Source organism: Streptomyces sp. NBC_01498, from assembly GCF_036327775.1.
GTDB lineage: Bacteria > Actinomycetota > Actinomycetes > Streptomycetales > Streptomycetaceae > Streptomyces.
This window is the reverse complement of sequence record NZ_CP109598.1, coordinates 4,824,439-4,848,617: the sequence shown is the minus strand read 5'-3', so window position 1 is coordinate 4,848,617 and position 24,179 is coordinate 4,824,439. Positions and strand designations below refer to the sequence as shown.

At 72.9% G+C, this 24,179-nt stretch carries 21 protein-coding genes and 1 tRNA gene; 15 read left to right on the top strand and 7 right to left on the bottom strand.

Translation table 11 applies throughout. From position 1 onward, the window contains the following. The first annotated feature begins 43 nt into the window (after positions 1-43). Positions 44-1,873 carry a glutamine--fructose-6-phosphate transaminase (isomerizing) gene (glmS, locus tag OG875_RS20775; RefSeq protein WP_330175719.1) on the top strand — a complete coding sequence of 610 codons (1,830 nt, stop codon included), beginning with the start codon at positions 44-46 and terminating at the stop codon, positions 1,871-1,873. A gap of 78 nt (positions 1,874-1,951) precedes the next feature. On the opposite strand, the gene OG875_RS20770 is transcribed toward glmS, so the two are convergent. Continuing rightward, positions 1,952-2,473, bottom strand: coding sequence for a universal stress protein (locus OG875_RS20770; RefSeq protein ID WP_330175718.1), 522 nt, complete (start codon positions 2,471-2,473; stop codon positions 1,952-1,954). A gap of 433 nt (positions 2,474-2,906) precedes the next feature. On the opposite strand from OG875_RS20770, the gene OG875_RS20765 reads away from it, so the two are divergent. From OG875_RS20765 to OG875_RS20730, 8 genes are all read left to right on the top strand, one after another. After that, on the top strand, positions 2,907-3,185 hold the full coding sequence (locus OG875_RS20765; RefSeq protein WP_330175717.1) for a hypothetical protein: 279 nt from the start codon (positions 2,907-2,909) through the stop codon (positions 3,183-3,185). A 550-nt stretch (positions 3,186-3,735) separates the two neighbouring features. After that, positions 3,736-4,941: a GlxA family transcriptional regulator gene (locus OG875_RS20760; protein ID WP_330175716.1), complete on the top strand. Its 1,206-nt coding sequence runs from the start codon at positions 3,736-3,738 to the stop codon at positions 4,939-4,941. 10 nt (positions 4,942-4,951) lie between these two features. After that, a complete protein-coding gene (orn, locus tag OG875_RS20755; protein ID WP_330175715.1) occupies positions 4,952-5,545 on the top strand; it encodes an oligoribonuclease in 594 nt (197 codons plus the stop codon). Between the two features lie 207 nt (positions 5,546-5,752). Next, positions 5,753-5,825 (top strand) — tRNA-His (locus tag OG875_RS20750). A gap of 223 nt (positions 5,826-6,048) precedes the next feature. Beyond that, positions 6,049-7,395 (top strand): ABC transporter substrate-binding protein, encoded by a 1,347-nt coding sequence (locus OG875_RS20745; protein ID WP_330175714.1) that lies wholly within the window; start codon positions 6,049-6,051, stop codon positions 7,393-7,395. Between the two features lie 5 nt (positions 7,396-7,400). Beyond that, positions 7,401-8,534, top strand: coding sequence for a carbohydrate ABC transporter permease (locus tag OG875_RS20740; RefSeq protein ID WP_443079276.1), 1,134 nt, complete (start codon positions 7,401-7,403; stop codon positions 8,532-8,534). 116 nt (positions 8,535-8,650) lie between these two features. Further along, a complete protein-coding gene (locus OG875_RS20735; protein ID WP_330177836.1) occupies positions 8,651-9,439 on the top strand; it encodes a carbohydrate ABC transporter permease in 789 nt (262 codons plus the stop codon). An 89-nt stretch (positions 9,440-9,528) separates the two neighbouring features. Beyond that, positions 9,529-10,953 carry a GH1 family beta-glucosidase gene (locus tag OG875_RS20730; RefSeq protein WP_330175712.1) on the top strand — a complete coding sequence of 475 codons (1,425 nt, stop codon included), beginning with the start codon at positions 9,529-9,531 and terminating at the stop codon, positions 10,951-10,953. A 193-nt stretch (positions 10,954-11,146) separates the two neighbouring features. Here the strand turns inward: OG875_RS20730 and OG875_RS20725 are convergent, their stop codons facing one another. Further along, entirely contained in the window at positions 11,147-12,532 is a 1,386-nt protein-coding gene (locus OG875_RS20725; protein ID WP_330175711.1) for a sensor histidine kinase, read from the bottom strand. Further along, positions 12,529-13,263 (bottom strand): response regulator transcription factor, encoded by a 735-nt coding sequence (locus OG875_RS20720; RefSeq protein ID WP_330175710.1) that lies wholly within the window; start codon positions 13,261-13,263, stop codon positions 12,529-12,531. Before OG875_RS20720 ends, OG875_RS20725 begins: the two co-directional genes overlap by 4 nt. A gap of 118 nt (positions 13,264-13,381) precedes the next feature. Here OG875_RS20720 and OG875_RS20715 point away from each other — a divergent pair, with 118 nt between their 5' ends. Further along, positions 13,382-13,972 carry a hypothetical protein gene (locus OG875_RS20715; RefSeq protein WP_443079157.1) on the top strand — a complete coding sequence of 197 codons (591 nt, stop codon included), beginning with the start codon at positions 13,382-13,384 and terminating at the stop codon, positions 13,970-13,972. Between the two features lie 64 nt (positions 13,973-14,036). On the opposite strand, the gene OG875_RS20710 is transcribed toward OG875_RS20715, so the two are convergent. After that, positions 14,037-14,921, bottom strand: coding sequence for a spermidine synthase (locus OG875_RS20710; RefSeq protein WP_330175708.1), 885 nt, complete (start codon positions 14,919-14,921; stop codon positions 14,037-14,039). Positions 14,922-15,074: 153 nt separating this feature from the next. Continuing rightward, a complete protein-coding gene (locus OG875_RS20705; protein WP_330177835.1) occupies positions 15,075-15,557 on the bottom strand; it encodes a hypothetical protein in 483 nt (160 codons plus the stop codon). A gap of 343 nt (positions 15,558-15,900) precedes the next feature. On the opposite strand from OG875_RS20705, the gene OG875_RS20700 reads away from it, so the two are divergent. Then, positions 15,901-17,367 (top strand): tetratricopeptide repeat protein, encoded by a 1,467-nt coding sequence (locus OG875_RS20700; RefSeq protein WP_330175707.1) that lies wholly within the window; start codon positions 15,901-15,903, stop codon positions 17,365-17,367. 138 nt (positions 17,368-17,505) lie between these two features. Here the strand turns inward: OG875_RS20700 and OG875_RS20695 are convergent, their stop codons facing one another. Then, a complete protein-coding gene (locus tag OG875_RS20695; RefSeq protein WP_330175706.1) occupies positions 17,506-18,102 on the bottom strand; it encodes a histidine phosphatase family protein in 597 nt (198 codons plus the stop codon). A gap of 232 nt (positions 18,103-18,334) precedes the next feature. Between OG875_RS20695 and OG875_RS20690 the strand changes: the two genes are divergently transcribed. From OG875_RS20690 to OG875_RS20675, 4 genes are all read left to right on the top strand, one after another. Then, complete coding sequence (locus tag OG875_RS20690; RefSeq protein ID WP_330175705.1) at positions 18,335-19,405, top strand: phosphatase PAP2 family protein; 1,071 nt, start codon at positions 18,335-18,337, stop codon at positions 19,403-19,405. Continuing rightward, a complete protein-coding gene (locus tag OG875_RS20685) occupies positions 19,305-20,570 on the top strand; it encodes a hypothetical protein (RefSeq protein ID WP_330175704.1) in 1,266 nt (421 codons plus the stop codon). Before OG875_RS20690 ends, OG875_RS20685 begins: the two co-directional genes overlap by 101 nt. After that, entirely contained in the window at positions 20,570-22,261 is a 1,692-nt protein-coding gene (locus tag OG875_RS20680) for a hypothetical protein (RefSeq protein WP_443079156.1), read from the top strand. Before OG875_RS20685 ends, OG875_RS20680 begins: the two co-directional genes overlap by 1 nt. Before the next feature lie 92 nt (positions 22,262-22,353). Then, positions 22,354-23,622 carry an AAA domain-containing protein gene (locus OG875_RS20675; RefSeq protein ID WP_330177834.1) on the top strand — a complete coding sequence of 423 codons (1,269 nt, stop codon included), beginning with the start codon at positions 22,354-22,356 and terminating at the stop codon, positions 23,620-23,622. Positions 23,623-23,932: 310 nt separating this feature from the next. Here OG875_RS20675 and OG875_RS20670 read toward each other — a convergent pair whose 3' ends face one another. Further along, positions 23,933-24,145 carry a DUF397 domain-containing protein gene (locus OG875_RS20670; RefSeq protein WP_330175703.1) on the bottom strand — a complete coding sequence of 71 codons (213 nt, stop codon included), beginning with the start codon at positions 24,143-24,145 and terminating at the stop codon, positions 23,933-23,935. Between the last annotated feature and the right edge of the window lie 34 nt (positions 24,146-24,179).

The window sequence follows — 24,179 nt, the reverse complement described above, 5'->3', positions numbered from 1 at the left end:
GCGCGGGCACCACTGGACAACGACGGATGGGGCAGGGACTGATATGTGCGGAATCGTCGGTTACATCGGACGGCGGGACGTCGCGCCGCTGCTGCTGGAGGGGCTCCAGCGGCTGGAGTACCGGGGGTACGACTCCGCGGGCCTGGTCATCACCGGGAAGCCTGCCGCCGGCAAGCCCGCGACGCTGAAGATGGTCAAGGCCAAGGGCCGCGTCCGTGAGCTGGAGTCCCGTGTCCCCAAGCGTTTCGCGGGCACCACCGGTATCGCGCACACCCGCTGGGCGACCCACGGCGTCCCGAGCGACCACAACGCGCACCCGCACCTCGACGCGGACAACAAGGTCGCCGTCGTCCACAACGGCATCATCGACAACGCCACCGAACTCCGCGCGAGGCTGGAGGCCGACGGTGTCGTGTTCCTCTCCGAGACCGACACCGAGGTCCTGACCCACCTCATCGCCCGCTCGACGGCCGACACGCTGGAGGAGAAGGTCCGCCAGTCGCTGAAGCTGGTGGAGGGCACGTACGGACTCGCCGTCCTGCACGCCGACTTCCCGGACCGGATCGTCGTCGCCCGCAACGGCTCGCCCGTCGTCCTCGGCATCGGCGAGAAGGAGATGTTCGTCGCCTCCGACGTGGCCGCGCTGGTCTCCCACACCCGCCAGGTCGTCACCCTGGACGACGGCGAGATGGCCACCCTCAAGGCCGACGACTTCCGTACGTACACCACCGAGGGCTCGCGCACCTCGGCCACGCCGACCACCGTGGAGTGGGAGGCCGAGTCGTACGACATGGGCGGCCACGACACGTACATGCACAAGGAGATCTCCGAGCAGGCCGAGGCCGTGGACCGGGTGCTGCGGGGCCGGATCGACGACCGGTTCTCCACCGTGCACCTGGGCGGCCTGAACCTGGACGCGCGCGAGGCGCGCGGGGTGCGGCGCATCAAGATCCTCGGCTGTGGCACCTCGTACCACGCGGGTCTCATCGGCGCCGGGCTGATCGAGTCGCTGGCGCGCATCCCGGCGGACGCCGAGCCCGCGTCCGAGTTCCGCTACCGCAACCCGGTCGTGGACCCGGACACGCTCTACATCGCCGTGTCGCAGTCGGGCGAGACGTACGACGTCCTGGCCGCCGTGCAGGAACTGAAGCGCAAGGGCGCCCGGGTGCTCGGCGTCGTCAACGTCGTCGGCTCGGCGATCGCCCGCGAGACCGACGGCGGTGTGTACGTGCACGCGGGCCCCGAGGTCTGCGTCGTCTCCACCAAGTGCTTCACCAACACGGTGGTCGCCTTCGCGCTGCTCGCGCTGCACCTGGGCCGGATCCGCGACCTGTCGGTGGCCGACGGCAGGCGGATCATCGAGGGGCTGCGCAGGCTGCCCGCCCAGATCGAGGAGATCCTGAAGACCGAGGCCGAGATCAAGAAGGTCTCGGAGGAGTACGCGGACGCGAAGTCGATGATGTTCATCGGCCGGGTGCGCGGCTATCCGGTGGCGCTGGAAGCCTCGTTGAAGCTCAAGGAGATCTCGTACATCCACGCCGAGGCGTACCCCGCCTCGGAGTTGAAGCACGGACCGCTGGCGCTCATCGAGCCGGCCCTGCCGACGGTGGCGATCGTGCCGGACGACGACCTGCTGGAGAAGAACCGCGCGGCGCTGGAGGAGATCAAGGCGCGCAGCGGCCGGATCCTGGCGGTCGCGCACCAGGAGCAGCCGAAGGCCGACCACACGATCGTGGTGCCGAAGAACGAGACGGAGCTGGACCCGATCCTGATGGGGATTCCGCTCCAACTGCTCGCCTACCACACGGCGTTGGCGCTGGGCCGGGACATCGACAAGCCGCGCAATCTGGCGAAGTCCGTGACGGTGGAGTAGACGGCCCCGCCGGACGGAGCGACACGGACCCCGCCGGACCGAGGGGTTACCGGACCACGGGACCACCGGGCCGGCGGACTACGGGATGACCACGACGGGCCGTCTGGCCCGTCGTGCCAGCCGTCCCGCCACCGTGCCGAAGATGCGCCCGACGACGCCCTGTGTGGAGCCCACGACGATCGCGTCGGCGGAGTACTCCTGGCCGACCTCTTCGAGTTCGTGGCAGATGTCGCCGCCGCGCTCGACGAGGATCCAGGGCACCTCCGCGAGATAGTCCGCGCAGGCCAGTTCGAGGCCGAGCACTTCGGTGCGGTGGTCCGGGACGTCCACGAAGACCGGGGGTTCGCAGCCCGCCCAGACGGTCGTGGGCAGCCGGTTGGCGACATGAACGATGATCAGGGCCGAGCCGAGCCTGCGGGCCATGCCGATGGCGTACGCCAGCGCGCGCTCGCTCGACGTCGAGCCGTCGAAGCCCACGACCACTCCGTGCCGGAAGGCGGGATCACAGGAGTGGCGCGTCTCTTCCGCCGCTCGCAGGTCCGACGCGGGGTCGGTCAACTGCTCGCGGTCAGCGGGTTCGGGGATTTCGTGACCGGCCATCGATGTCTCGGCGAGGAAGGTCCTTGTGTGAAGGAGCAATAATTGACGGGGCAACAGAGCTGTGTCTGGGAATCATCTTCCCAACCCCTTACCCCCAAGGGTACGGCGGCACTCCTCTTCTGCCCAGACAACGCCGCGGCGTGAGCGGCGCTGTCTGGGGAGCATGCCCGAGCCCGTCGGTGATCGCAACGCCGGATGGCCCGTACACCGGGGCGTCCGGGGGCGGGCCACTCGGGGGGTGGTGAGTGACCGGACGGCCGGAGACCTCGTTGATCACGGGTCCTCGTCGTCCACGCAGTCACACCAGTCACCACAGCCACCCCGTCACCAGGGAGCTCACGTGTCCGTACGACCGCACCCTCACGTCTCCCCCGCCGGAACCGAGGCCGTAACGGGCGTGTCCGCGACGCCGGAAGCGTCGGCCGCTCCGGGCGTGTCCGCCGCACCGACGGCGCCCGGGGCCCTCGCCGGACCCGCCGAACCCGCCGATTCCGCGAGTGATGTGGTTCGCTGGGCGGCGTTCGGTTGTCTGCTGGTGCCCGTCGTGGTCGTGGTGTTCGGCACCTCGGTCGGCGGGGCGGCCGTACCCGCGCTCGCGCTCGTCGCCGTGACGGCCGTCTGCCGGCTGCTGCTGCGCCGCGCGGAACGCCCGCTCCGGGCGCGGCGGACGGGAGCGCGTGGGGCACTGGACGGTGGCGGACGGCGGCGCTGAAAGTGCGACGGTGGCGGCGCGGTCGGTGACGGCGGCGACGCGGGCGGTGACGGGGCCGGGGTCGTGGGCAGCGGGGTGAACGGGACGCCGTACGGCGGGTAACCCCAAGCCCCGGGGGCGCGACGGAGCGCTCGGACGCTTGACTGAAGTGCGCCGGGGGCTGACACTTCCGGGTCTGCACACCCGTAAGTTTTCAGCCAACTTCGCCCCTGCGACACATCCATGGCGAAATGGCCTGCCAACCCCCTTGTCACCAGCGCAGAGAGGTCCTTTCCGGCCGCGAAGAGCCTACGGGGACGGGCCATGCGCGTGAGGCGCACTTCCCTGAGGGCCGCGCGAGTGGAACGCTTCGTGATCGAATGCTTCGCGCCACGTTGCCTTGTCGACATAGCGCTGGATAGCGAACTTGTCACGCCGGCACCACGGGACACAGTAGATTCGATCATGAGTAGCGAAGAGTGGGGTCCCGTGCAAAACCGAGGGGAATCGTGCAGGAGCGAAAGACCCGACACGAACGGGGAGACGCGAACACCGAGGGGGGCTTAGCGCCATGAGCCAGGACTCCATTGCCGCACCGGAGTCAGCACGCAAGCTTTCCGGCCGCCGACGCCGTGAAGTCGTCGCCGTACTGCTGTTCAGCGGTGGGCCCATCTTCGAGAGCTCCATCCCGCTCTCCGTGTTCGGCATCGACCGCCAGGATGCCGGGGTTCCGCGCTACCGGCTGCTCGTGTGCGGTGGGGAGGACGGTCCGCTCCGCACCACCGGCGGGCTCGAACTCACCACGCCCTACGGCCTGGACGCGATCGGCAGAGCGGGCACGGTGGTCGTCCCGGCCTGGCGGTCCATCACCTCGCCGCCGCCGCCCGAGGCGCTCGACGCGCTGCGCCGGGCGCACGAGGAGGGGGCGCGGATCGTCGGCCTGTGCACCGGCGCGTTCGTGCTCGCCGCGGCCGGTCTGCTGGACGGCCGCCCGGCGACCACGCACTGGATGTACGCGCCGACGCTGGCCAAGCGTTATCCGTCCGTCCATGTGGACCCGCGCGAACTGTTCGTGGACGACGGTGACGTGCTCACCTCCGCGGGCACGGCGGCGGGCATCGATTTGTGTCTGCACATAGTGCGTACGGATCACGGGACCGAGGCCGCCGGGGCACTGGCGCGCAGGCTCGTCGTCCCGCCGCGCCGCAGTGGCGGTCAGGAGCGCTATCTCGACAGGTCTTTACCGGAGGAAATCGGCTCCGACCCGCTCGCCGAGGTCGTCGCCTGGGCGCTGGAGCATCTGCACGAGCAGTTCGACGTGGAGACTCTGGCCGCCCGCGCCTACATGAGCCGCAGGACGTTCGACCGCCGTTTCCGTTCGCTCACCGGCAGCGCGCCGCTCCAGTGGCTGATCACGCAGCGCGTGCTCCAGGCGCAGCGGCTGCTGGAGACCTCCGACTACTCGGTCGACGAGGTCGCCGGCCGCTGCGGCTTCCGTTCGCCGGTGGCGCTGCGCGGGCACTTCCGGCGACAGCTGGGCTCCTCCCCCGCCGCGTACCGGGCCGCCTACCGGGCCCGCCGCCCGAACGGGGACCAGCACGTACCGGCTCCGATGGAGCCGGTCGTACCGGCACAGGTCTCGCCGGGGTCCCGGCGGCCGGTGTCCGGTTCCGCGACGGCGTCGTCGGCACTGTCCGAGCCGGTGAAGCCCTACTCGGAGGCGTTCGCCTCCGGTCCCGGGCGCCCGAGCCTGCCCGGCCAGCGGAGCGCACCGTAGGGTTGGGCGCATGAATGATCGAATGGTGTGGATCGACTGCGAGATGACCGGGCTCTCGCTGACGGAGGACGCACTCGTCGAGGTGGCGGCGCTGGTCACCGACTCGGAGCTGAACGTGCTCGGCGAGGGCGTCGACATCGTCGTGCGTCCCCCGGACGCGGCGCTGGAGACGATGCCCGAGGTGGTGCGGCAGATGCACACCGCCTCGGGCCTCCTCGACGAGCTGGCCGGCGGCACCACGCTGGCCGACGCCGAGGAGCGGGTCCTGGCGTACGTACGCGAGCATGTCAAGGAGCCGGGCAAGGCCCCCCTGTGCGGGAACACGGTCGGCACCGACCGGGGCTTCCTGCTGCGTGACATGCCGGAGCTGGAGGGCTACCTCCACTACCGGATCGTGGACGTCTCGTCGGTCAAGGAGCTGGCGCGCCGCTGGTATCCGCGCGCCTACTTCAACAGCCCGGAGAAAAGCGGCAATCACCGGGCGCTGGCCGACATCCGCGAGTCCATCGCGGAGCTGCGCTACTACCGCGAGGCGGTCTTCGTGCCGCAGCCCGGCCCGGACTCGGACACGGCGAAGGCGATCGCGGCGAAGCACGTGCGGTAGGGCGTCCGGTCCGGCGCGTGGGGCGGGTCCGCCACCGGCGTCGTCACCGGCGTCCCCAGTGGCATCGGCGTCGTTACGGGCACTGCCACGGACGCGCGGGGACCACGGGAACGCCCGCCCGCACCCCGCGAAACTCGGGAGCGAGCACCCTCACGGACCCTGTACACTTTTTCTCGGCCGGTCGGAAACATGGACCGACCGGGCATGGTGGGTATAGCTCAGCTGGTAGAGCACCTGGTTGTGGTCCAGGATGTCGCGGGTTCAAGTCCCGTTACTCACCCTTACGAAGCAAGGGCCGGTTCGCGCGAGCGGACCGGCCCTTCGCCGTGTCGCCGCCCGGTCCCTTGACACCTCCCATGCGAGCGGGGACGCTCGACCCACTCGTGGGAGCGCTCCCACGATGTCTCGCCCCAGGTCCGGGACGTGCGGACGGGACCTGCGACCGGGTCCAGCACCGGGGGCCTGCGGGCGCGGCCCCCGGCCGGTGTCGAAGGAAGGACGTCATGCGCGCACATCGCCGCGTCTCCCGCCGGCTGGCGGGCCTCGCCGTCGTCGCCGCGCTCGCGGCCGGACCGCTCGCCGCGTGCGCCGAGGACCCGGCCGAGCCCGCGTACGGCACCGTGACCGGGGGCGGCACCGGCGGTGTGGGCGGCGACCGGGGGACGACGCTGACCGTGGGGGTCTTCGGGACGTTCGGACTCAAGGAGGCCGGGCTGTACGACGAGTACATGCGGCTCCACCGGGACGTCACCGTCAGGCAGACGTCGATCGAGCGCAACGAGAACTACTACCCGCAGCTCCTCACCCATCTGGGCAGCGGCAGCGGACTCGCCGACATCCAGGCCGTCGAGGTCAACAACATCGCCGAGGTCACCGCCACCCAGGCCGGCCGGCTCATGGACCTGGGCCGGGTCGAGGGTGTACGGAAGGACGGCTTCCTGCCCTGGAAGTGGGCGCAGGGCACCACCGCGAACGGGAGGACCGTCGGCCTCGGCACCGACGTCGGACCGCAGGGCATCTGCTACCGCCGGGACCTGTTCGCCAAGGCGGGGCTGCCCACCGACCGCAGGGCCGTCGGGAGGATGTGGGCGGGCGACTGGCGGAAGTATCTGGTGGCGGGGAAGCGGTACCGGGCGCGGGCGCCGAAGGGGACCGCCTTCGTCGACTCGGCGGCCGGGGTGATGGCGGCGATCACCGGCGGGAGCCGGAAACGGTTCTACGACGCGGACGGCCGGGTCGTCTACAAGACCAGCCCCGCCGTACGGCACGCCTGGGACACCGCGGCGGCGTTCGCCCGCGAGGGACTGACCGGCAGGCTCCAGCAGTTCACCCCTTCCTGGGACCAGGGATTCGCCAACGCAACGTTCGCGACCGTCTCCTGTCCGGCCTGGATGCTCGGGTACATCCAGGACAAGGCGGGCGAGGCGGGCGAGGGTGCCTGGGACATCGCGGCGGCGCCCCGGCCCAGCAACTGGGGCGGCTCGTTCCTGACCGTGCCGGAGGCCGGGCGGAACAAGGCGGCGGCGGCCCGGCTGGCCGCCTGGCTGACCGCGCCCGAGCAGCAGGCGAAGCTGTTCGAGAGGCGCGGCAGCTTTCCGAGTTCCCGTGCCGCGTACGATCTGCCGGCCGTCGCCCGCGCCCGCCATCCCTACTTCGGCAACGCGCCCCTGGGCCGGATCTTCGCCGACGCGGCCAAGGGCGTGCCCGTCCAGATCGTGGGCCCGAAGGACCTGGTCATCGCCCAGAACCTGGCGGACGTCGGCATGCTCCAGGTCGACCAGCGGGGAAGATCGGCGCGGCAGGGCTGGGACGCCGCGGTGAAGGCGATCGACAACGCGCTGGACCGGTGAGCGACATGACGGGGGTGACGGGTGACGCGACAGCACCGGCGCCCGCCGGGTGGGAGGGGAGCGCGGCGCCGTGTCCCGCGCGCCCCGGCGGCCGCCCGGACCGCGACGCCCACGAGGGCCGGGAGAGCCGCGAGGACCGGGACAGCCCTCAGGACCGGGAAGGCCGCAGAGTCCAGGAGGACCGCGAAGGCCACGAAAGCCACGAAGGCCGGAAACAGCGGAACTCCCTGACCTGGCGCACCCGTCGGCACCGGTGGGACGCCCGGTGGAGCCCGTACGCCTTCGTCGCCCCCTTCTTCCTCCTCTTCGCCGTCTTCGGGCTCTTCCCGCTCCTCTACACCGGCTGGGCCTCGCTGCACCGGGTGGAGCTCACCGCGCCCGGCGACCCGGAGTGGGTGGGGCTCCGCAACTACTCCCGGCTGCTCACCGACACGTTCTTCTGGAACGCCCTGCGGAACACCGTGACCATCGGGCTGCTCTCGACCGTCCCCCAACTGCTCGTCGCCCTGGGCCTGGCGCACCTGCTCAACCACCGGCTGCGCGGCTCGGTGTTCTTCCGGGTCGCGGTCCTCACGCCGTACGCCACGAGCGTCGCCGCCGCGACCCTGGTCTTCGTGCTGCTCTTCGGCCGTGACCACGGGATGATCAACTGGGCGCTGGGACTGGCCGGGTTCGGCGCGGTCGACTGGCAGAACGGCACGTGGACCTCCCAACTGGCCGTCTCCGCAATCGTCGTGTGGCGGTGGACGGGCTACCACGCGCTGATCTATCTGGCGGCGATGCGGTCGATCCCCGAGGAGCTGTACGAGTCGGCGGCGCTCGACGGGGCGTCGCGGTGGCGGCAGTTCCTGCATGTGACGGTGCCGTCCCTGCGGCCCACGATCCTCTTCACCTGTGTCGTGTCGACGATCGGCGCGACCCAGCTGTTCGGTGAGCCGCTGCTGTTCAGCGGCGGCGGGAGCGCGACCGGCGGGGCGGACCACCAGTTCCAGACGCTCGGGCTCTATCTGTACGAGCAGGGCTGGGTGAATCTGCATCTCGGCCGGGCCTCGGCGATCGCCTGGGCGATGTTCCTGATCCTGCTGATCATCGGCGCGGTGAACCGGCTCGTCGCGCGCAGGCTGCGGAGGAGTACGTGACGGAGACGGCGACCACGAGCGTGACGGAGACCGTACGAACCTCCCCCGTTCGACAGCAACGACAACGCCCTCAGCACCGGCATCTCCACCGGCACGCGGGCCGGCTCACGTACGCCGTGCTCACGCTGTTCGCCGCCGGTTCGCTGTTCCCGCTCGTCTGGACCGCGATCGCCGCCTCCCGCAACACGACCCGGCTGGCACAGACTCCCCCGCCGTTCTGGTTCGGCCGCAATCTCCCGCGCAATCTCCGGATCGCCTGGACCGACGCGAACATGGGTACGGCGCTGCTCAACACCCTCCTGGTGGCGGGCACCGTGGCCGCCGGGACGGTGCTGTTCTCCACCCTCGCGGGCTTCGCCTTCGCCAAGCTCCGCTTCCGTTTCAAGAACGCGCTGCTGCTGGTGGTGATCGGCACGATGATGGTGCCGCCCCAGCTCGGTGTCGTCCCGCTCTACCTGCTGATCGCGGAGCTGTCCTGGACCGACCGGCTCCAGTCCGTCGTGCTGCCCACGCTGGTGAGCGCGTTCGGGGTGTTCTTCATGCGGCAGTATCTGCTCCAGGCGCTGCCGACCGAGCTGATCGAGGCGGCGCGGGTGGACGGCGCGAGCAGTTGGCGCGTTGTGCGGCACGTCGTCCTCCCGGTGGCGCGGCCCGCGATGGCGGTGCTGGGCATGCTCACCTTCGTACTGGCCTGGAACGACTTCTTCTGGCCGATCATCGCGCTCACCCAGAGCGGCAACCCGACCGTGCAGGTGGCCCTCACCGGCCTCGGCCGCGGTTACATTCCCGACCAGTCGGTCATCATGGCCGGCGCGCTGCTCGGCACGCTTCCGCTGCTGCTCGCCTTCGTGATCTTCGGCAGGCAGATCGTCGGTGGCATCATGACAGGAGCGGTCAAGGGCTGACCGCGCCTTCTTCCGCCGTGACCGCGCATTCCTCCGCCACCGGCCCGCGGCGACCCGTCCTCACCCCGACTCCCCTACCCGGAGTACTCATGTCCCTCAGCTTCCCTCCCGACTTCCTGTGGGGTACCGCCACCGCCGCGTACCAGATCGAGGGCGGCGCGCGGGAGATCGGCCGTACCCCGTCGATCTGGGACACCTTCAGCCACACCCCCGGCAAGGTCGAGAACGGCGACACCGGGGACACCGCCGCCGACCACATACACCGCAGGGCCGAGGACGTACGGCTGATGGCGGACCTCGGGGTGAACGCGTACCGCTTCTCGGTCTCCTGGTCCCGGGTCCAGCCCATCGGCCGGGGCCCGGCGGTCCAGCGCGGTCTCGACTTCTACCGCAAGCTCGTCGACGACCTGCTGGAGCGCGGCATCCGGCCCGTCCTGACCCTCTACCACTGGGACCTGCCGCACGATCTGGAGACGGCGGGCGGCTGGCCGGTACGGGAGACGGCCTTCAGGTTCGCGGAGTACGCGCGCATACTCGGCGACGCGCTCGGCGACCGGGTCGACCGCTGGGTGACTCTCAACGAGCCCTGGTGCAGCGCGTTCCTGGGATACGCCTCCGGGGTGCACGCGCCGGGCCGCACCGATCCGGTGCTCGCGCTGCGGGCCGCGCACCATCTCAACCTCGGTCACGGGCTGGCCGCGCAGGCGCTGCGTACGGTGCTGCCCCGCCGGGCGGAGATCACCGTCTGCCACAACGCGGCGGTGGTAAGGGCCCGTTCGCAGTCGCCGGAGGATCTGGACGCCCAGCGGCGTATCGACACCCTGGCGAACCGGATCTTCACCGGGCCGATGCTGGCGGGCGCCTACCCGGAGGACCTGTTCAAGGACACCGCGCGGATCACCGACTGGTCCTTCGTGAAGGCCGCCGACCCGGCGACGATCCACCAGCCGCTGGACTGGCTGGGCGTCAACTACTACACGCCGCATCTCGTCTCGGCCGCCACGGACACCGGCGCGGACGCCTCGGGCCGGGACAGTCACGGCCACGCGCACGGCGCGGGCCGGAACTCCCCGTGGCCGGGCGCCGAGTCGGTGACGTTTCATCAGCCGCCGGGCAGGACCACGGAGATGGGCTGGACGGTCGATCCCTCGGGCCTGTACGACGCGCTGATGCGCTTCACCCGCGAGGCGCCCGGCGTGCCGCTGGTGATCACCGAGAACGGCGCGGCCTACGACGACCGGCCGGACGCGGAGGGGACGGTGCACGACCCGGAGCGCGTCCGCTTCGTGCACGACCATCTGGCGGCGGCGCACCGGGCGATGGCCGACGGGGCGGACGTACGGGGGTACTTCCTCTGGTCGCTGCTGGACAACTTCGAGTGGGAGCGCGGCTACGGGAAGCGGTTCGGCGCGGTGTACGTCGACTACGAGACACAGGCCCGTACGCCGAAGACCAGCGCCCGCTGGTACGCGCGGCTGACGGGGACGGGCGTGCTGCCCGAGCCGCCGGAGTAACCGGAAGGGCGCGTCCCGGCCGACCGGGGACGGGTCGGCCGGGACGCGGTGGGGTGGCGACCGGTGGGGGTCGGCAGCCGTGCGGTCGGAGGGTTCCGTTCACGTACGCTAGCCGCCCCCGCCCGGACAAGTCGCCCATAAGCGGCGGAACTTCGGGTTCTTGAGGTCGCCTTAAGGCAGCGTTGGGAGTCGGTTAACGGTGGGCCCGGCGGCGCGGCCGGTGGCCCCGGCGCTCCCCGTCGGCGCGCGGGTCGCGCCGCCCGTCCAGTCCGATCCAGATCCGTATCTCCGTGCCGCCGAGCACGGAGCGCCCGATGCGGACATCGCCGCCGGTCGACTCGGCGACCCGGCGCACGATGTCGAGTCCGAGCCCCGTCGAGCCGTCGCCGGCACCGCTGTTGCCGCGTACGAGGGCCGCCTCGGGGTCGGCGATGCCCGGTCCCGCGTCCGAGACGAGGACGATCACGGCGTCGTCGGCGTGGTGGACGTCGACGGCGAAGGCGGTCCCCTCGGGGGTGTGCCGGAAGACATTGCCGAGCAACGCGTCGAGGGCGGCGGCCAGTTCGGGCCGGGCGACCGGGATGCGTACCGTACGGCCGAGCCCGGCCAGCCGTACGGTCCGGCCCTCGTCCTCGGCCAGCGCGGACCAGAAGTCCATGCGTTCGCGGATGACCTCGGAGACGTCGCAGCCGACGCCGGGGGTGGTCGCGCGGGTCTGCGGTTTGGCCTTGCGGGCCGTACGGATGATGGTGTCGACCTCGCGTTCCAGCTGCGCGACGGCCGCCCGGGTCTGGTCGGCGGCCGGACTCTCGCCGAGCGAGGCGGCGTTGAGGCGCAGGACGGTCAGCGGGGTGCGCAGCCGGTGCGAGAGGTCGGCGGCCAGTTCCCGCTCGTTGGCGAGGAGTTGGACGACCTGGTCGGCCATCGAGTTGAAGGCGATCGCGGCGGACCGCAGTTCCGTGGGGCCCTTCTCCGGCACCCGGGCGCCGAGCCGCCCCTCGCCCAGGTCGTGGGCGGCGCCCGCGAGTTGCTGGGCGGGCTCGACCATCCGTACGCCGAGCCGGTCGGCGACGGCGACGGAGCCCACCACCAGCGCGACGCCGACGCCCGCGAGGACGAGCCAGGCGGTGGTGACACCGTTGGAGACCTCGTCCTCGGGGACGAAGACCTCGATGATGGCGATCTTCCCGGTGGAGACCGCGATCGGCTGGAGCAGCGCCGAGCCGCCGCTGACCTCGGCGATGGACGCCCTGCCGAGGGCCTCGGTGGCGCGCAGGTCCTTCTGCGCGGCCCGCCGGGTGCCGATCTCCATGGGCACGCTGCCCGGTTCGTCGGAGGCCGGTACGTGCACGGCCAGCTGGCCCGTGTCGCCGATGGGGCTGGAGCGGACGGCCCATTCGAGCTGTTCGCGGCCCCGGGCGATGGAGAGCACGGGGCCGAGGGTGGCGGCCTGCCGTTCGGCGTTGGAGAACGCCCGGTCCTTGGCCATCTCCTTGATGACGAGGCCCAGCGGGACGGCGAAGGCGAGCACGACCATCACGGTCACCGCGAGCGAGACCCTGACCAGCGCCCATCTCATGACGGGGGCTCGTGGGCCGGGGGGCCGGACAGCGGGGGCCGGGGCGCCGGGGGTTCCAGCTTGACGCCGACCCCGCGCAGCGTGTGCAGATAGCGCGGCCGGGCCGCCGTCTCGCCCAGTTTCCGGCGCAGCCAGGAGAGATGGACGTCGATGGTCTGGTCGTCGCCGTACGACTGCTGCCACACCTCGGCCAGCAGCTCCTTGCGCGCGACGACCACACCGGGCCGTCCGGCGAGGAAGGCGAGCAGGTCGAACTCACGGCGGGTCAGATCCAGCCGGGCGCCGTCGAGTTCGGCCTGGCGGCGCAGCGGGTCGATGATGAGGCCGCCGACCCGGATGACGTGCGAGGGCGGGCCCTCGGGCGCGGCGGCACGCGAACGGCGCAGCACGGCGGCCATCCGCGCCGACAGGTGCTCCACCGAGAAGGGCTTGGTGAGGTAGTCGTCGGCGCCGTCGTTCAACAGCCGTACGATCTCGGCCTCGTCGTCCCGCGCGGTGGCGATGATCACGGGCACGTCGGTGATGCCGCGCAGCATCTTCAGCGCCTCCGACCCGTCGAGGTCGGGCAGTCCGAGGTCGAGTATGACCACGTCGAAACGGAAGTGGGCGACCTCGCGCAGCGCCTCCAGGGCGGTGCCGACGCTCCGTACGGTGTGGGACGCCTCGGTCAGGTGTCTGATGAGGGCGGAGCGCACGAACTGGTCGTCCTCGACCACGAGCACACTGGGCATGGGCGGCACCGTACGCCATCCGGGGGACTCCGGACCGCCGTTCGCGGACGCCGGGGCTCCGGATGGGTCCCCGCGCGGGCGGCGACCGGAGCGACAGGTGCGGGGCGGGTGGTGCAGTATGGCCCCGATGCGCAGAGGACTCGTACACGCACTGGCGTGGACGCTGGCGACCGGGTCGGCGGTCACGCTGTCGTGGTGGGGTGTCCACACGGTCGTGGTGGGCACGGTGTACGACCGGCCGCGCGCGCTTCCCATCAGCGCGGACGCGACGCGCGACACGTTGCCGCGGTCGGCCTCCACGCACCGTCCGCCGAGCCCGCCGCCCTCGCCGCCTTCGCCGTCACCGTCCGCCACGCGGCCCCCGGTGTCGTCCGAGCCCCCGGACCCGGCCCGGACACCCGACGACGACGAGCCGTCGGCGAGTCCGCCGGCGCCTCCGTCGCGGGAGCGGCCGCCGGCGGCGCCCGGACCGGACTCCGGCGGGCACGGCGAGGTGAGGAGCTATCCGGTCGACGGCGGCCGGGTCGTCTTCGATCTGGGCGGCGACGCGGGCGAGTTGGTGTCGGCGACGCCGGAGAGCGGCTGGCAGATGCAGGTCTGGAAGCAGGACTACTGGATCCGGGTGACGTTCACGCGGGACGACCGGGAGATCTCCGTCTTCTGCACCTGGCACGACTCGGCGCCGCGCGTCCAGATCGACGAGCGGTGAGGGGTGAGGGGTAGCGGTGAGCGATCCGGGACCGCCGGGCGGGGCCGGGGAGTTCACCGGCCGGTCAGTCGAAGGAACCGGCCGGTGGCAGGGGTGACGGCCGGGCGTCCGCGTCGGTGACGGGCAGCGCGCCTCCGGTGAAGTCCCGGAGCGCGCGCCCGTGTTCCACCCGCCCCGGGTGCGGGTCGCCCGCGATCCGGCGGGTCAGCTCGGCCAGCGGCAACTCCCGGTCCGACGCGAGGAGTACGGCGTTGCCGAAGCGCCGGCCGCGCAGTACGGCGGGGTCGGCGGCGAGCGCGAGTTCCGGGAAGACGGTCGCGGCGGTGGCGATCTGGGAGCGCAGATGCGCGAGGGGCGGCCCGTCGGCGAGGTTGGCGGCGTAACCGCCGCCGGGCGCCAGCACCCGTCGTACGTCGGCGAGGAATTCGGCGCTGGTGAGATGCGCCGGGGTGCGGGCGCCGCCGAAGACGTCCGCGATGATCAGGTCCGCCCAGCCGTCGGGCACCTTGGCGAGCCCGGCCCGCGCGTCGGTGGAGCGGACCCGGATCCGGGCGCCGGGGTCCAGCGGCAGTTCCGCGCGGACCAGTTGGACCAGAGCGGCGTCCAGCTCCACGATCTGCTGGGTGGAACGGGGGCGGGTCGCCGCGACGTACCGGGCCAGGGTGAAGGCGCCGCCGCCGAGGTGCACCACGCGCAGTGCCTGGCCGGCGGGCGCGAGAAGGTCGGCGATGTGTCCGAGCCTGCGCTGGTAGGCGTAGGCGAGCCGGGTCGGGTCGGCCAGATCGACGTGGGACTGCGGGGCGCCGTCGATCAGCAGCTCCCAGGCGCGGGGGCGCTCGCGGTCGGGGACCAGTTCGGCGAGCCCGCCGTCGACGGGCGCGGTGACGGTCTCGGGCCCGGGGGCACCGCGTCCGCGCCGTCTGTTCTTCGCCGCCGGGTTCTTCGCCACCGGTTCATTGTCCCCCGTCGGCGGGGGCGCCCGGTGGCGGGGGACGTACGCCCGGTGGTGGGGGGCCGCACGGGCCGGGCCCGCGCGCGGGTCCTGCCGGGGTCGCTCGCAGGTCCTGCCGGGCCTGCCGGCCCCGCCGGTGGTGTCGGGGCCCTACCGGGTGCTGTCCGCCGCCTCGATCAGCCGGGCCGCCTCGTCCAGGGCCTCCCGCAGCACCGCCGGGTCCGTGACCCCGCCGACGGCCCCGCCCGGCGGCAGCAGCCAGGCCCCTCCCGTGACGGGCGGCTCGGCGGGGATCCGCAGCCCCCGGCCCGCCGTCTCCGTACACGCGCTGCCCGGCATGTCCCAGCCCGCCGCCGTACCGGACGGCACCAGGAATCCGAGGTTGTCGCAGTCGCCGTCGAGGACCACCGGTCCCACGGCCGGGGCCTCGCCCGCACCCCGCCGCAGGATGTCGACGGCCTCCAGTCCCTGCCGGGCCGGCACGGTCACCAGGTCGCAGCACACATCGGCACCCTCGTCGTGGCCCTCGGAGGCCGCGGCGGGCGGGGCGACCGGGTCGACGGGAGGCGTGGCGCACGCCCCGGCGGCCGGGCCGTGCTGAGCAGTCGTCCACGAGCCGTCACTGGTCTTCATCCCGATCTCCAGCTCCAACAAGGGAACCCTCCTCGTCGAATGGAGACACGTGGCGCGTCTCCGCATGGTTCAACGGTTCGCGGAGTCAGCGGCTACGGCGCGATTCCGGCGCAAAGGATGGCAGTTCATGGCAGATCGTGGGTGAGATATCCGGTTTGTAGCTAAACTCTCTGTAGCCAAGCCGTCACACCAGGTAGGTTCTTGTGCGGCCGAACAGTCGGGCCACCGGATCTCCGGGCAGCCGGAACACCGGATCTCCCGGCGACCGGAACCAGAAGTGACCGGGGACGACCGGGGGTCGACCGGCAAGCAGGACCACGGTGTTCCAGGAGAGGTCTCGGCCATGGCGTCGACCCGGGCAGTGCCCAATTCCGCCTTCCGCAGGCTGCGCGGCCACCGCTCGCCGGGGGAGTTCGCGGCGGCCGTGCGCCGGGCGGCGCGGGAGATCGGTGAGCAGGTCGCGTGCGACGCGCGCTATGTCGGACGGGTCGAGGCGGGCGAGATCCGCTGCCCCAACTACGCGTACGAACGGGTCTTCCTCCACATGTTCCCCGGACTCACCCTGACCGATCTCGGCTTCTCGGACCGCGAGAGCGTGCGCGGCCGGGCGTCCAGGACCTCGGCGGGCGCCCACCCGGTGCCGTGTCCGGTGTCGCCGGCGCCCGCGCCCGTCCCGGAGCAGCGCCGGACCCCGCCCACGCCTCCCGCCCCGGCCCCGGCCGGTGGCGACACCGGACACGGCGGCGAGGAGAGCGACGTGCGGCGGCGCGCGTTCATGACGAGCGGTACGGCGTCGGTGGCCGCCGTCTCCCTGAGCCTCGGCATCGGCGTCGGCCTCGGCGCCGTGCCCGCGACCGCCGCCGTGCCGGGCCCCCGGCGGGTGGGCGCGGCGGAGGTGGACGCGCTGGAGGAGACGGTGCGCCGGATCCGTCTGCTGGACGACCGGCACGGCGCGGACGGGCTGTACCGGCGGGCGGCGCAGCCGCTGCGTACCGCGTACGCGCTCCTCGACGCGGGCACCCGGTCCCGGCGCGCGACGGCCGGGCGGCTGCACGCGAGCGCGGGCGAACTGGCGATCTCGGTGGGCTGGCTGGCGCACGACTCGGGCCGGTTCGACGACGCGCGGTCGCACTACGCGGAGGCGCTGGCGACCGCGCGGATCGCCGACGACCCGGGTGTGGAGGCGCACGCGTTCAGCAACATGTCGTTCCTGGCGCGGGACGCGGGCAGGTACCGCGAGGCGGTCCGGGCGGCGCAGGCCGGGCTGCGGGCGGCACGGGACCTCGGCTCGCCCCGGCTGCTGTCGCTCCTCGCGCTGCGCGAGGCGGGCGGCTGGGCGGGGCTCGGGGACCGTACGGCCTGCGAGCGGTCCCTCGGGCAGGCGCACGCGCTGTTCGGGCGGGGCACGTCGGACACCGATCCCGAGTGGATGTCGTTCTTCGGGGAGCCGGAACGGGAGTCGCTGGAGGCCCGGTGCCGCGCGGCGCTGGGCGACTGGCCGGCGGCGGCCCGGCACGCGTACCGGGCCACGGTCCTGCTGGACCCGCACTTCGCCCGCAATCTGGCGCTCTACCGGGCGGAGTTGGCGACGGACCTGGCACAGGCGGGCTTCCCGGACGAGGCCGCGTCGGCCGGGCACCAGGTGCTGGACCTGATGGGCGAGGTCCAGTCCACGCGTATCCAGGGCATGCTCGCGGGCATGGCGCGGACGCTGCTGCCGAGACGTCGGGCGGCGGAGGTGAGCGGGTTCCTGGACCGTCACGCGTCGACGGCGGCGACCGCGCACCGGACCGGACCGTCACGGGTGTGAGCGTCGGCGGTCCGAACGTCGCGGGCCCGCGCGTCCCGGACCCGGACCACCCGCGCGCGTGCCCCCGGCCGCCGGACCGCCGAGGGGATCACCGGGGGACCGCCGTACCCGCCTCCCGATACGCCCTGTACGCGCCCGTCAGGCCGCCAGATGCCCCGTGTCGTTCCAGATGTCCAGCGCCGGTTCCCCGTACGCCCAGCTCAGGACCGACAGCGAGGTCGGCGCCAGCCGGATGCGGGACGCGAACGACACGTCCTCCCCCAGCCAGCGCGCCCCGATCGCGCGCAGGATGTGGCCGTGCGCGAAGACCAGGGCGTCCCGGTCCGCCGAACGCGCCCACGCCACCACCTCGTCGGCGCGTGCCGCGACCTGCGCCAGGGTCTCGCCGTCCGGGACGCCGTCGCGCCAGATGAACCAGCCGGGCCGCACCGCCTGGATCTCCGCCGGGGTCATGCCCTCGTACGCGCCGTAGTCGAACTCCATCAGCGCGTCCCACGCCTGGGCCCGGCCGCCGAACCCGGCGAGTTCACAGGTGTCGCTCGCGCGCAGCAGCGGACTGGTCCGGATCTCCGTGCCGGGCAGCCCGGACCACGGCTCGCGGTGCAGCCGCTCCCCCAGCAGCTTGGCGCCGCGCCGGCCCTCGTCGAGCAGGGGGACATCCGTCCGGCCGGTGTGCCTGCCGGACAGCGACCACGCCGTCTGACCGTGCCGGGCGAGAAGGATGCGCGGTGCCATGGAGGGTCTCCCTCAGGTTCACAACAGGTGCCGTGCCATCATCCCGCACCTGAACGGAGAGCAACCTCGAGGACTGTCCCGGCGTCCCCCTGGGCAACCGGCGGGTGGGATCACCGCGGCCCGCCGGCTTACGGAGGGCCGCGGGGGACCCCTGGCGTGCGGGCGATCGCCTACGCCGTACGGTTGAACGTCGGCGGAAGGCCGCGTGAATACATGAGAGAGAGCGTTCCGGATGCCGCAGACCGTCCACGCCGGCACCTCCCGGCGGCCCCGCTGGTGGGCCGAACTGCTGCTGCTGGCAGTGGTGTACGGGGCGTACTCGGCCGGCCGGCTGCTGGCGCGCGGTGACGTGTCGACGGCCGTCGACCACGGTCTGGCGATCCTCCGAATAGAGAAGGCGTTCCGACTGAACGCCGAACACCCTCTCAACCGCCTCTTCACCGATGTCCCCGCCCTGGGCATACCGGCCGACTTCGCGTACGCCACGCTGCACTACCTCGTCACCCCGGCCGTCCTGATCTGGATCTTCCGCCGCCGCGCCGCGCGCTACCGCGCGGCGCGTACCTGGCTGATGGTCTCCACCCTGCTCGGCCTGGTCGGCTTCACCCTGCTCCCGACGTGCCCGCCGAGGCTGCTCGACGCCGGTTACGGGTTCGTCGACACGATGGCGCAGTACAGCTCGTACGGCTGGTGGGGTGCCGAGGCGAGCGCGCCGCGCGGGCTGGGCGGGATGACCAACCAGTACGCGGCGATGCCGAGTCTGCACGTCGGGTGGGCGCTGTGGTGCGGGGTGCTGCTGTGGCGGTACGGCAAGACGCCGCTGCTGCGGGTCCTCGGTGTCCTCCATCCGCTGGTCACGGTGGTCGTGGTGATGGGGACGGCGAACCACTACTTCCTCGACGCGGTGGCCGGTGCCGCGGTGATGGGCGCGGGGGCGCTGCTGACGGCGCCGTCGCTGCGGGCCGCCGACCGGTGCCGGGCGTACCTGGCCCGCCGGTACGCGTTCGTGGCGCGGGTGGCGCCGCCGCCGGGGCCCACACGGTCGTCGCACGAGTTGTCCGAGTCGCACGAGTCCTACGAGTCGCGTGAGCCGCGTGAGCCGCGTGAGCCGCGTGAGTCGGTCCCGGCCGCGGCGGCGGGAAGTACGGCCGACTCCCCCGTCAAACCTCCGATTGTCAGTGACGGGTGCGAGACTTCGGCGGGTGAGCGATTCCCCGGGCAGCGCACCCGCACCCACGGCAGCACCGGCAACCCCAGCGGTACCGGAGCCGCGACCGACGACGCTCCGGCAGCGGCTCGCTGAGCTGCGCGGACCGGACGTCGCGCCGCATCCGCTGGACGCCCGCGCGCTGGCCGCGCTGGCGGCCAACCCCGGCTGCGGGCGCCGCGCGCTGCTGGACGGCGCGGGGGTCGACAAGACGGCGCTCGCGGCGGCGCTCGGCTCCCCGGCGCCGTTCGGGCAGTCGCAGTTCGCGTTCATGCGGGGGAACGCGTTCGAGGCCCGGGTGAAGGCCGACGGCGGTACGGAGCTGCTGCGGCTGCTGCACGAGCGCATGGGCGCGGGCCTGCCGGCGCCGGTGCCCGGTGAGGTACGGGTCCCGGATCTCGCGGCGGTCGGCCCCGAGGGGCGTGCCGCGCGGACGGCACTGGCGTTGCGCGAGGCGACGGAAGCGGCCGGGGCGGCGCGGGAGAGCGGCGCGGACGGCGCCTGGACGCTGCTGGTGCACCCGCTGCTCGCGCTGGAGGTGGCGGGCTCGCCCGCGTATCTGGAGCCGGACGCCGTGGTGGTCCGCCCGGACGGCCGGTGGACGGTCGTGGAGATCAAGTCCTTCCCGATGATCGACAGTTCGGCCGACCCGTCGAAGGTGGGCGCCGCCGCCCGGCAGGCCGCCGTCTACGTGCTGGCGCTGGAGCGGGTCGCCGGGCGGCTGGCCGGCGCCCGGGTCGACCACTCGGTGCTGCTGGTCTGCCCGCGGGACTTCTCCAATCTGCCGACCGCGTCGGTCGTGGACGTACGCAAGCAACTCTCCGTGACCCGGCGCCAGTTGACGCGGCTCACCCGGATCGAGGACATCACGGCGGCCCTGCCCGAGGGCACCCGTTTCGATCTGGCGCGCTGCTCGCCGGCCGAGCTGACGGCGGCGGTCGACTCCGTCCCGGCGGCGTACGCGCCGGAGTGTCTGTCCGCGTGCGAGCTGGCCTTCCACTGCCGGGGCCGGGCGCGTACGGCGGGCGCCGTGGAGGCGCTCGGGCGGGGTGTACGGGGCGAGTTGGGCGGTCTGACGACGGTCGGCGCGGTGCTGGCGGCGGCGCGCGGGGCACACACCCCGGGGCTGGCGGACGACGATCCTACGGTCGTGGCGCTGCGCCGGGCCGCCGCGCTGCGCGCCGAGGCGCTGGCCACCGCGCGCGCCGCCGCCGAGGGCACGCTCACCGGGGGCGGTCTCACCGAGGGCGCGGTCGCCTGATGTCGCTGATCAACACCCTGGCCCGGCTGGAGGCGGTGGAGAGCGGACGCGCGCAGCCACTGGCGACGGTCCGCCACCGGCGGCTGTCGGACCGCCCGTTGGTGTTCGTGCCGCTGACCACGGCGGGCGAGGCCGGTGCCCCGCTGGGGGCGCTCGTCGGTACGGAGCGGGATGCGCCCCGGCTGCTGACCGTGGCCCAGCCGCGCGACCGCGATCTGCGTTTCGCCTTCCTCGCCGATCTGGCGGAGGCCCTGCTGCCGTATCTGGACGCGTACGCGGACGACGTGGAGCCCGCCGAGCGGGGCGAGACCGACCCGGAGACGGGCAAGCGCGTCAAGGTCGAGGTCGAACTGTGCGTGGACGCGCCGCAGTTGATCGTCCCCAACCGGCCGGGGATCGACTTCGTACGGCTGCTGGGGCGCTCCATGCGGTTCCGGCGTACGGCGGAGCAGGACCCGGACACCCCGTATCCGGCGCCGGCCCGGGTGCCGCTGCTGGGCCGCTGGCTGACGCACTACGGCGAGCGGGCGCGGGTGCCGGGTTCGTCGCTGCTGCTGGCGGCGACGGATCTGCTGAACCGGCACTGGGCGACCGGGCAGTCGAATCTGGAGGACCAGCATCTGGGGGCGCTGCTGGCCTGGATCGATCCGCCGGACGGCGGATCGGGCCGGGACGCGGCGCTGCGGGCGGAGACGGAGCGCGACGCCCGGGGGCAGTTGCGCTGCCCGCCGGCGGGTCCGGCCACGGATCCGGCGTTCGACAACCGGCTGCTGGCGCCCGCGATCGACACGTACGACCGGGCGCGCCAGTCGCTCGGGGCGGCCGAGGACGGCCCCGGCGCGGACGAGCAGCTGGGGCGGCTGACCAGGGCGGAGCGGGAGATCCGGCGGCTGCTGGAGAGCCAGACGCGGCCGACGTGGGACGCGGTGTGGCGGGGGCTGGACCTGGTGCGGGAGCTGCCGGAGGGGGCGCGGGTCGCGGACCGGTGGACGCGGGACCGCTGGTCGTTCACGGGCCACCGGGACCGGGTGCGGTCGGGCGAGCCGCCGCAGCCCCGGCACGACGACGCGGTGACGGCGGCGCAGAAGCTGGCCGCGCGGGAGACGGCGCAGGGGCAGTTGGAGGCGCAGGAGGCGCTGGACGACCCGCTGGTGCTGGCGGGGCGCAGGCTGGCGGGTGAGGCGTTCGTCGCGGAGGTGACGGACGTGGTGATGGCCTACAGCGAGAGCAAGCGGCCGAGCCCCCGCCCCCTGGTCACGCTGTGGACCGGGGACCGCCCGCAGGTGGGCGAGCGTACGAAGGTCTACCGGTCGCTGGACGGCAGGCCGCAGTCGGCGGAGTTCGTGGGGTGGGAGCCGGACGGGGAGGGCCTGCTGGTGGTGCGGCTGCTCGACCGGATGGGCCGGGGGCGGGAGCCTGCCGAGGGGTCGCTGCCGGAGAAGGGCGAGCGGATCGCCTGGACGCTGTTCGAGCACGACCAGCGGGGCGGTCCGAAGCTGCCGTCGGCGGAGGAGACGCCGTGGACGCACGGGGGCCCGCCGGACGGGGGTGCGGCGGTCGCCGCTGCCGCTGCCGCCGGCGTGCCCGGTCCCGTCCTCGGAGCCGTACAGGCTTCCGATCGTTCTTCCGACCTGCCCGCGCCGCGTCCGGGGCCGCTGCCCGACCCGGTGACCGAGGAGGACTTCCTGTGACCACGACCTCCCTGTCCGGGCCGGGCGAGCGGGCCGGTTTCGATCCCGGCGCCGAGGCGGCGCTGGCCACCGACGCGATCCTGCACGACACGATGTACGGGGCGCACCGGGGCGTGGTGGTCGACTCGCCGCCCGGCGCGGGCAAGTCGACGCTGGTGGTGCGCGCCGCGCTCGAACTGGCCACGGCGGGGCGGCCGTTGATGGTCGTCGCGCAGACCAACGCCCAGGTGGACGACCTGGTCACCCGGCTCGCCGAGAAGGCCCCGGACCTGCCGGTGGGGCGGCTGCACAGCAACGACCCCGATCCGTACGACCCGTCGCTCGACGCGCTCGACTCCGTACGGAAGTCGGCGAAGGCGGCCGATCTGGCGGGGCTCGACGTCGTCGTGTCGACGGCGGCCAAGTGGGCGCACGTACAGGGTGTCGAGCCGTGGCGGCACGCCATCGTGGACGAGGCCTACCAGATGCGTTCGGACGCGCTGCTCGCCGTCGCCGGGCTCTTCGAACGGGCCCTGTTCGTGGGCGATCCCGGCCAGTTGGACCCGTTCAGCGTGGTCGGCGCCGACCAGTGGGCGGGGCTCAGCTACGACCCCTCGGCGAGCGCGGTCGCCACACTCCTCGCGCACAATCCCGAACTGCCGCAGCACCGGCTGCCGGTGTCGTGGCGGCTGCCCGCGTCGGCGGCGCCGCTGGTGTCGGACGCGTTCTACCCGTACACCCCGTTCCGCAGCGGTACGGGCCCCGCCGACCGCCGGCTCACCTTCGCGGTCCCGTCCGACGGCTCCGGCCCGGACCGGGTCGTGGACGAAGCGGCGGCGTCCGGCTGGGGCCTCCTGGAACTGCCCGCCCGGCGGACACCCCGTACGGATCCGGAGGCGGTAAGGGCCGTGGCCCTGGTCGTCCGGCGGCTGCTGGACCGGGGCGGCGCGACGACGGGCGAACGCGGCCCGGACCCGGCGCCGCTGACCCCCGACCGGGTGGCGGTCGGCACGGCCCACCGCGACCAGGCCGCGGCGATCCGCGCGGCCCTGGCGGCGCTGGGCGTGACGGGCGTGGCGGTGGACACGGCCAACCGGCTCCAGGGCCGCGAGTTCGACGTCACGGTGGTCCTGCACCCCCTGTCGGGCCGCCCGGACGCGACGGCGTTCCACCTGGAGACGGGCCGCCTGTGCGTCCTGACCTCCCGCCACCGGCACGCCTGCGTCGTGGTCTGCCGCGCGGGCGTCCCGGAACTCCTGGACGAACACCCCTCGACGGAACCGGTCCAGCTGGGAGTCACGATCAAGTTCCCGGACGGCTGGGAGGCCAACCACGCGGTGCTGTCGCACTTGGCGGAACACCGGGTGAGGTGGGGGGCGTGACGGGTCCCGGACCTACGAAGGTGAGTCTTCCACCGGTCACGTGACCGGGAGAGTTCAAGAGGAAAAGGGTTCCCCGCCGCGTGCCACGAGGGAGACGAGCGGCGGAGATTGTCGTTGCCGGTTCAGTGTCGGCGTGGCCGGTAAGGCAATTGAGTGGACTTGCCTTTCCAGGGTTCCGGACCGGAACACGGCAGGGGTTCCGGAGGCGCGAGGGACTCACCACACATCAGACAGAAGACCCACCCTGTCTCGGGGTCCGTCACGCACCCCGTGGCGCAGCGTGGGCACTTCTGCACAGTGGCCTCTCAGGTCATGCCGTGATGTCGTACTCCCCGGCCTTCACGGCGTCGGTGAACAGCGACCACGACTCCGTCGTCATCACCACGACGGATTCGGGAGCATTGCTGTCGCGGAGGGCAACAACGCCGGGTACGTTGGCGGCGACTTCCGGGCAGTTCTGGACACCTGATCGAGGGCGGCATGCGGACAGGCCGATGAACTCGAATGAAGGGTTCGCACCCATGATGCATTCCTTTCCCTGAGCATACGGGGATTCG

Excerpts from the sequence above, each read along its gene's own strand:
- OG875_RS20730 (WP_330175712.1), top strand. The coding sequence starts at position 9,529 with ATGTCCCTCAGCTTCCCTCCCGACTTCCTGTGGGGTACCGCCACCGCC.
- OG875_RS20740 (WP_443079276.1), top strand. The coding sequence starts at position 7,401 with ATGACGGGGGTGACGGGTGACGCGACAGCACCGGCGCCCGCCGGGTGG.
- OG875_RS20680 (WP_443079156.1), top strand. The coding sequence starts at position 20,570 with ATGTCGCTGATCAACACCCTGGCCCGGCTGGAGGCGGTGGAGAGCGGA.
- OG875_RS20695 (WP_330175706.1), bottom strand. The coding sequence starts at position 18,102 with ATGGCACCGCGCATCCTTCTCGCCCGGCACGGTCAGACGGCGTGGTCG.
- OG875_RS20725 (WP_330175711.1), bottom strand. The coding sequence starts at position 12,532 with ATGAGATGGGCGCTGGTCAGGGTCTCGCTCGCGGTGACCGTGATGGTC.
- OG875_RS20690 (WP_330175705.1), top strand. The coding sequence starts at position 18,335 with ATGCCGCAGACCGTCCACGCCGGCACCTCCCGGCGGCCCCGCTGGTGG.
- glmS (WP_330175719.1), top strand. The coding sequence starts at position 44 with ATGTGCGGAATCGTCGGTTACATCGGACGGCGGGACGTCGCGCCGCTG.
- OG875_RS20745 (WP_330175714.1), top strand. The coding sequence starts at position 6,049 with ATGCGCGCACATCGCCGCGTCTCCCGCCGGCTGGCGGGCCTCGCCGTC.
- OG875_RS20675 (WP_330177834.1), top strand. The coding sequence starts at position 22,354 with ATGTACGGGGCGCACCGGGGCGTGGTGGTCGACTCGCCGCCCGGCGCG.
- OG875_RS20700 (WP_330175707.1), top strand. The coding sequence starts at position 15,901 with ATGGCGTCGACCCGGGCAGTGCCCAATTCCGCCTTCCGCAGGCTGCGC.
- OG875_RS20760 (WP_330175716.1), top strand. The coding sequence starts at position 3,736 with ATGAGCCAGGACTCCATTGCCGCACCGGAGTCAGCACGCAAGCTTTCC.
- OG875_RS20705 (WP_330177835.1), bottom strand. The coding sequence starts at position 15,557 with ATGAAGACCAGTGACGGCTCGTGGACGACTGCTCAGCACGGCCCGGCC.
- OG875_RS20715 (WP_443079157.1), top strand. The coding sequence starts at position 13,382 with ATGGCCCCGATGCGCAGAGGACTCGTACACGCACTGGCGTGGACGCTG.
- OG875_RS20770 (WP_330175718.1), bottom strand. The coding sequence starts at position 2,473 with ATGGCCGGTCACGAAATCCCCGAACCCGCTGACCGCGAGCAGTTGACC.
- OG875_RS20720 (WP_330175710.1), bottom strand. The coding sequence starts at position 13,263 with ATGCCCAGTGTGCTCGTGGTCGAGGACGACCAGTTCGTGCGCTCCGCC.
- OG875_RS20670 (WP_330175703.1), bottom strand. The coding sequence starts at position 24,145 with ATGGGTGCGAACCCTTCATTCGAGTTCATCGGCCTGTCCGCATGCCGC.
- orn (WP_330175715.1), top strand. The coding sequence starts at position 4,952 with ATGAATGATCGAATGGTGTGGATCGACTGCGAGATGACCGGGCTCTCG.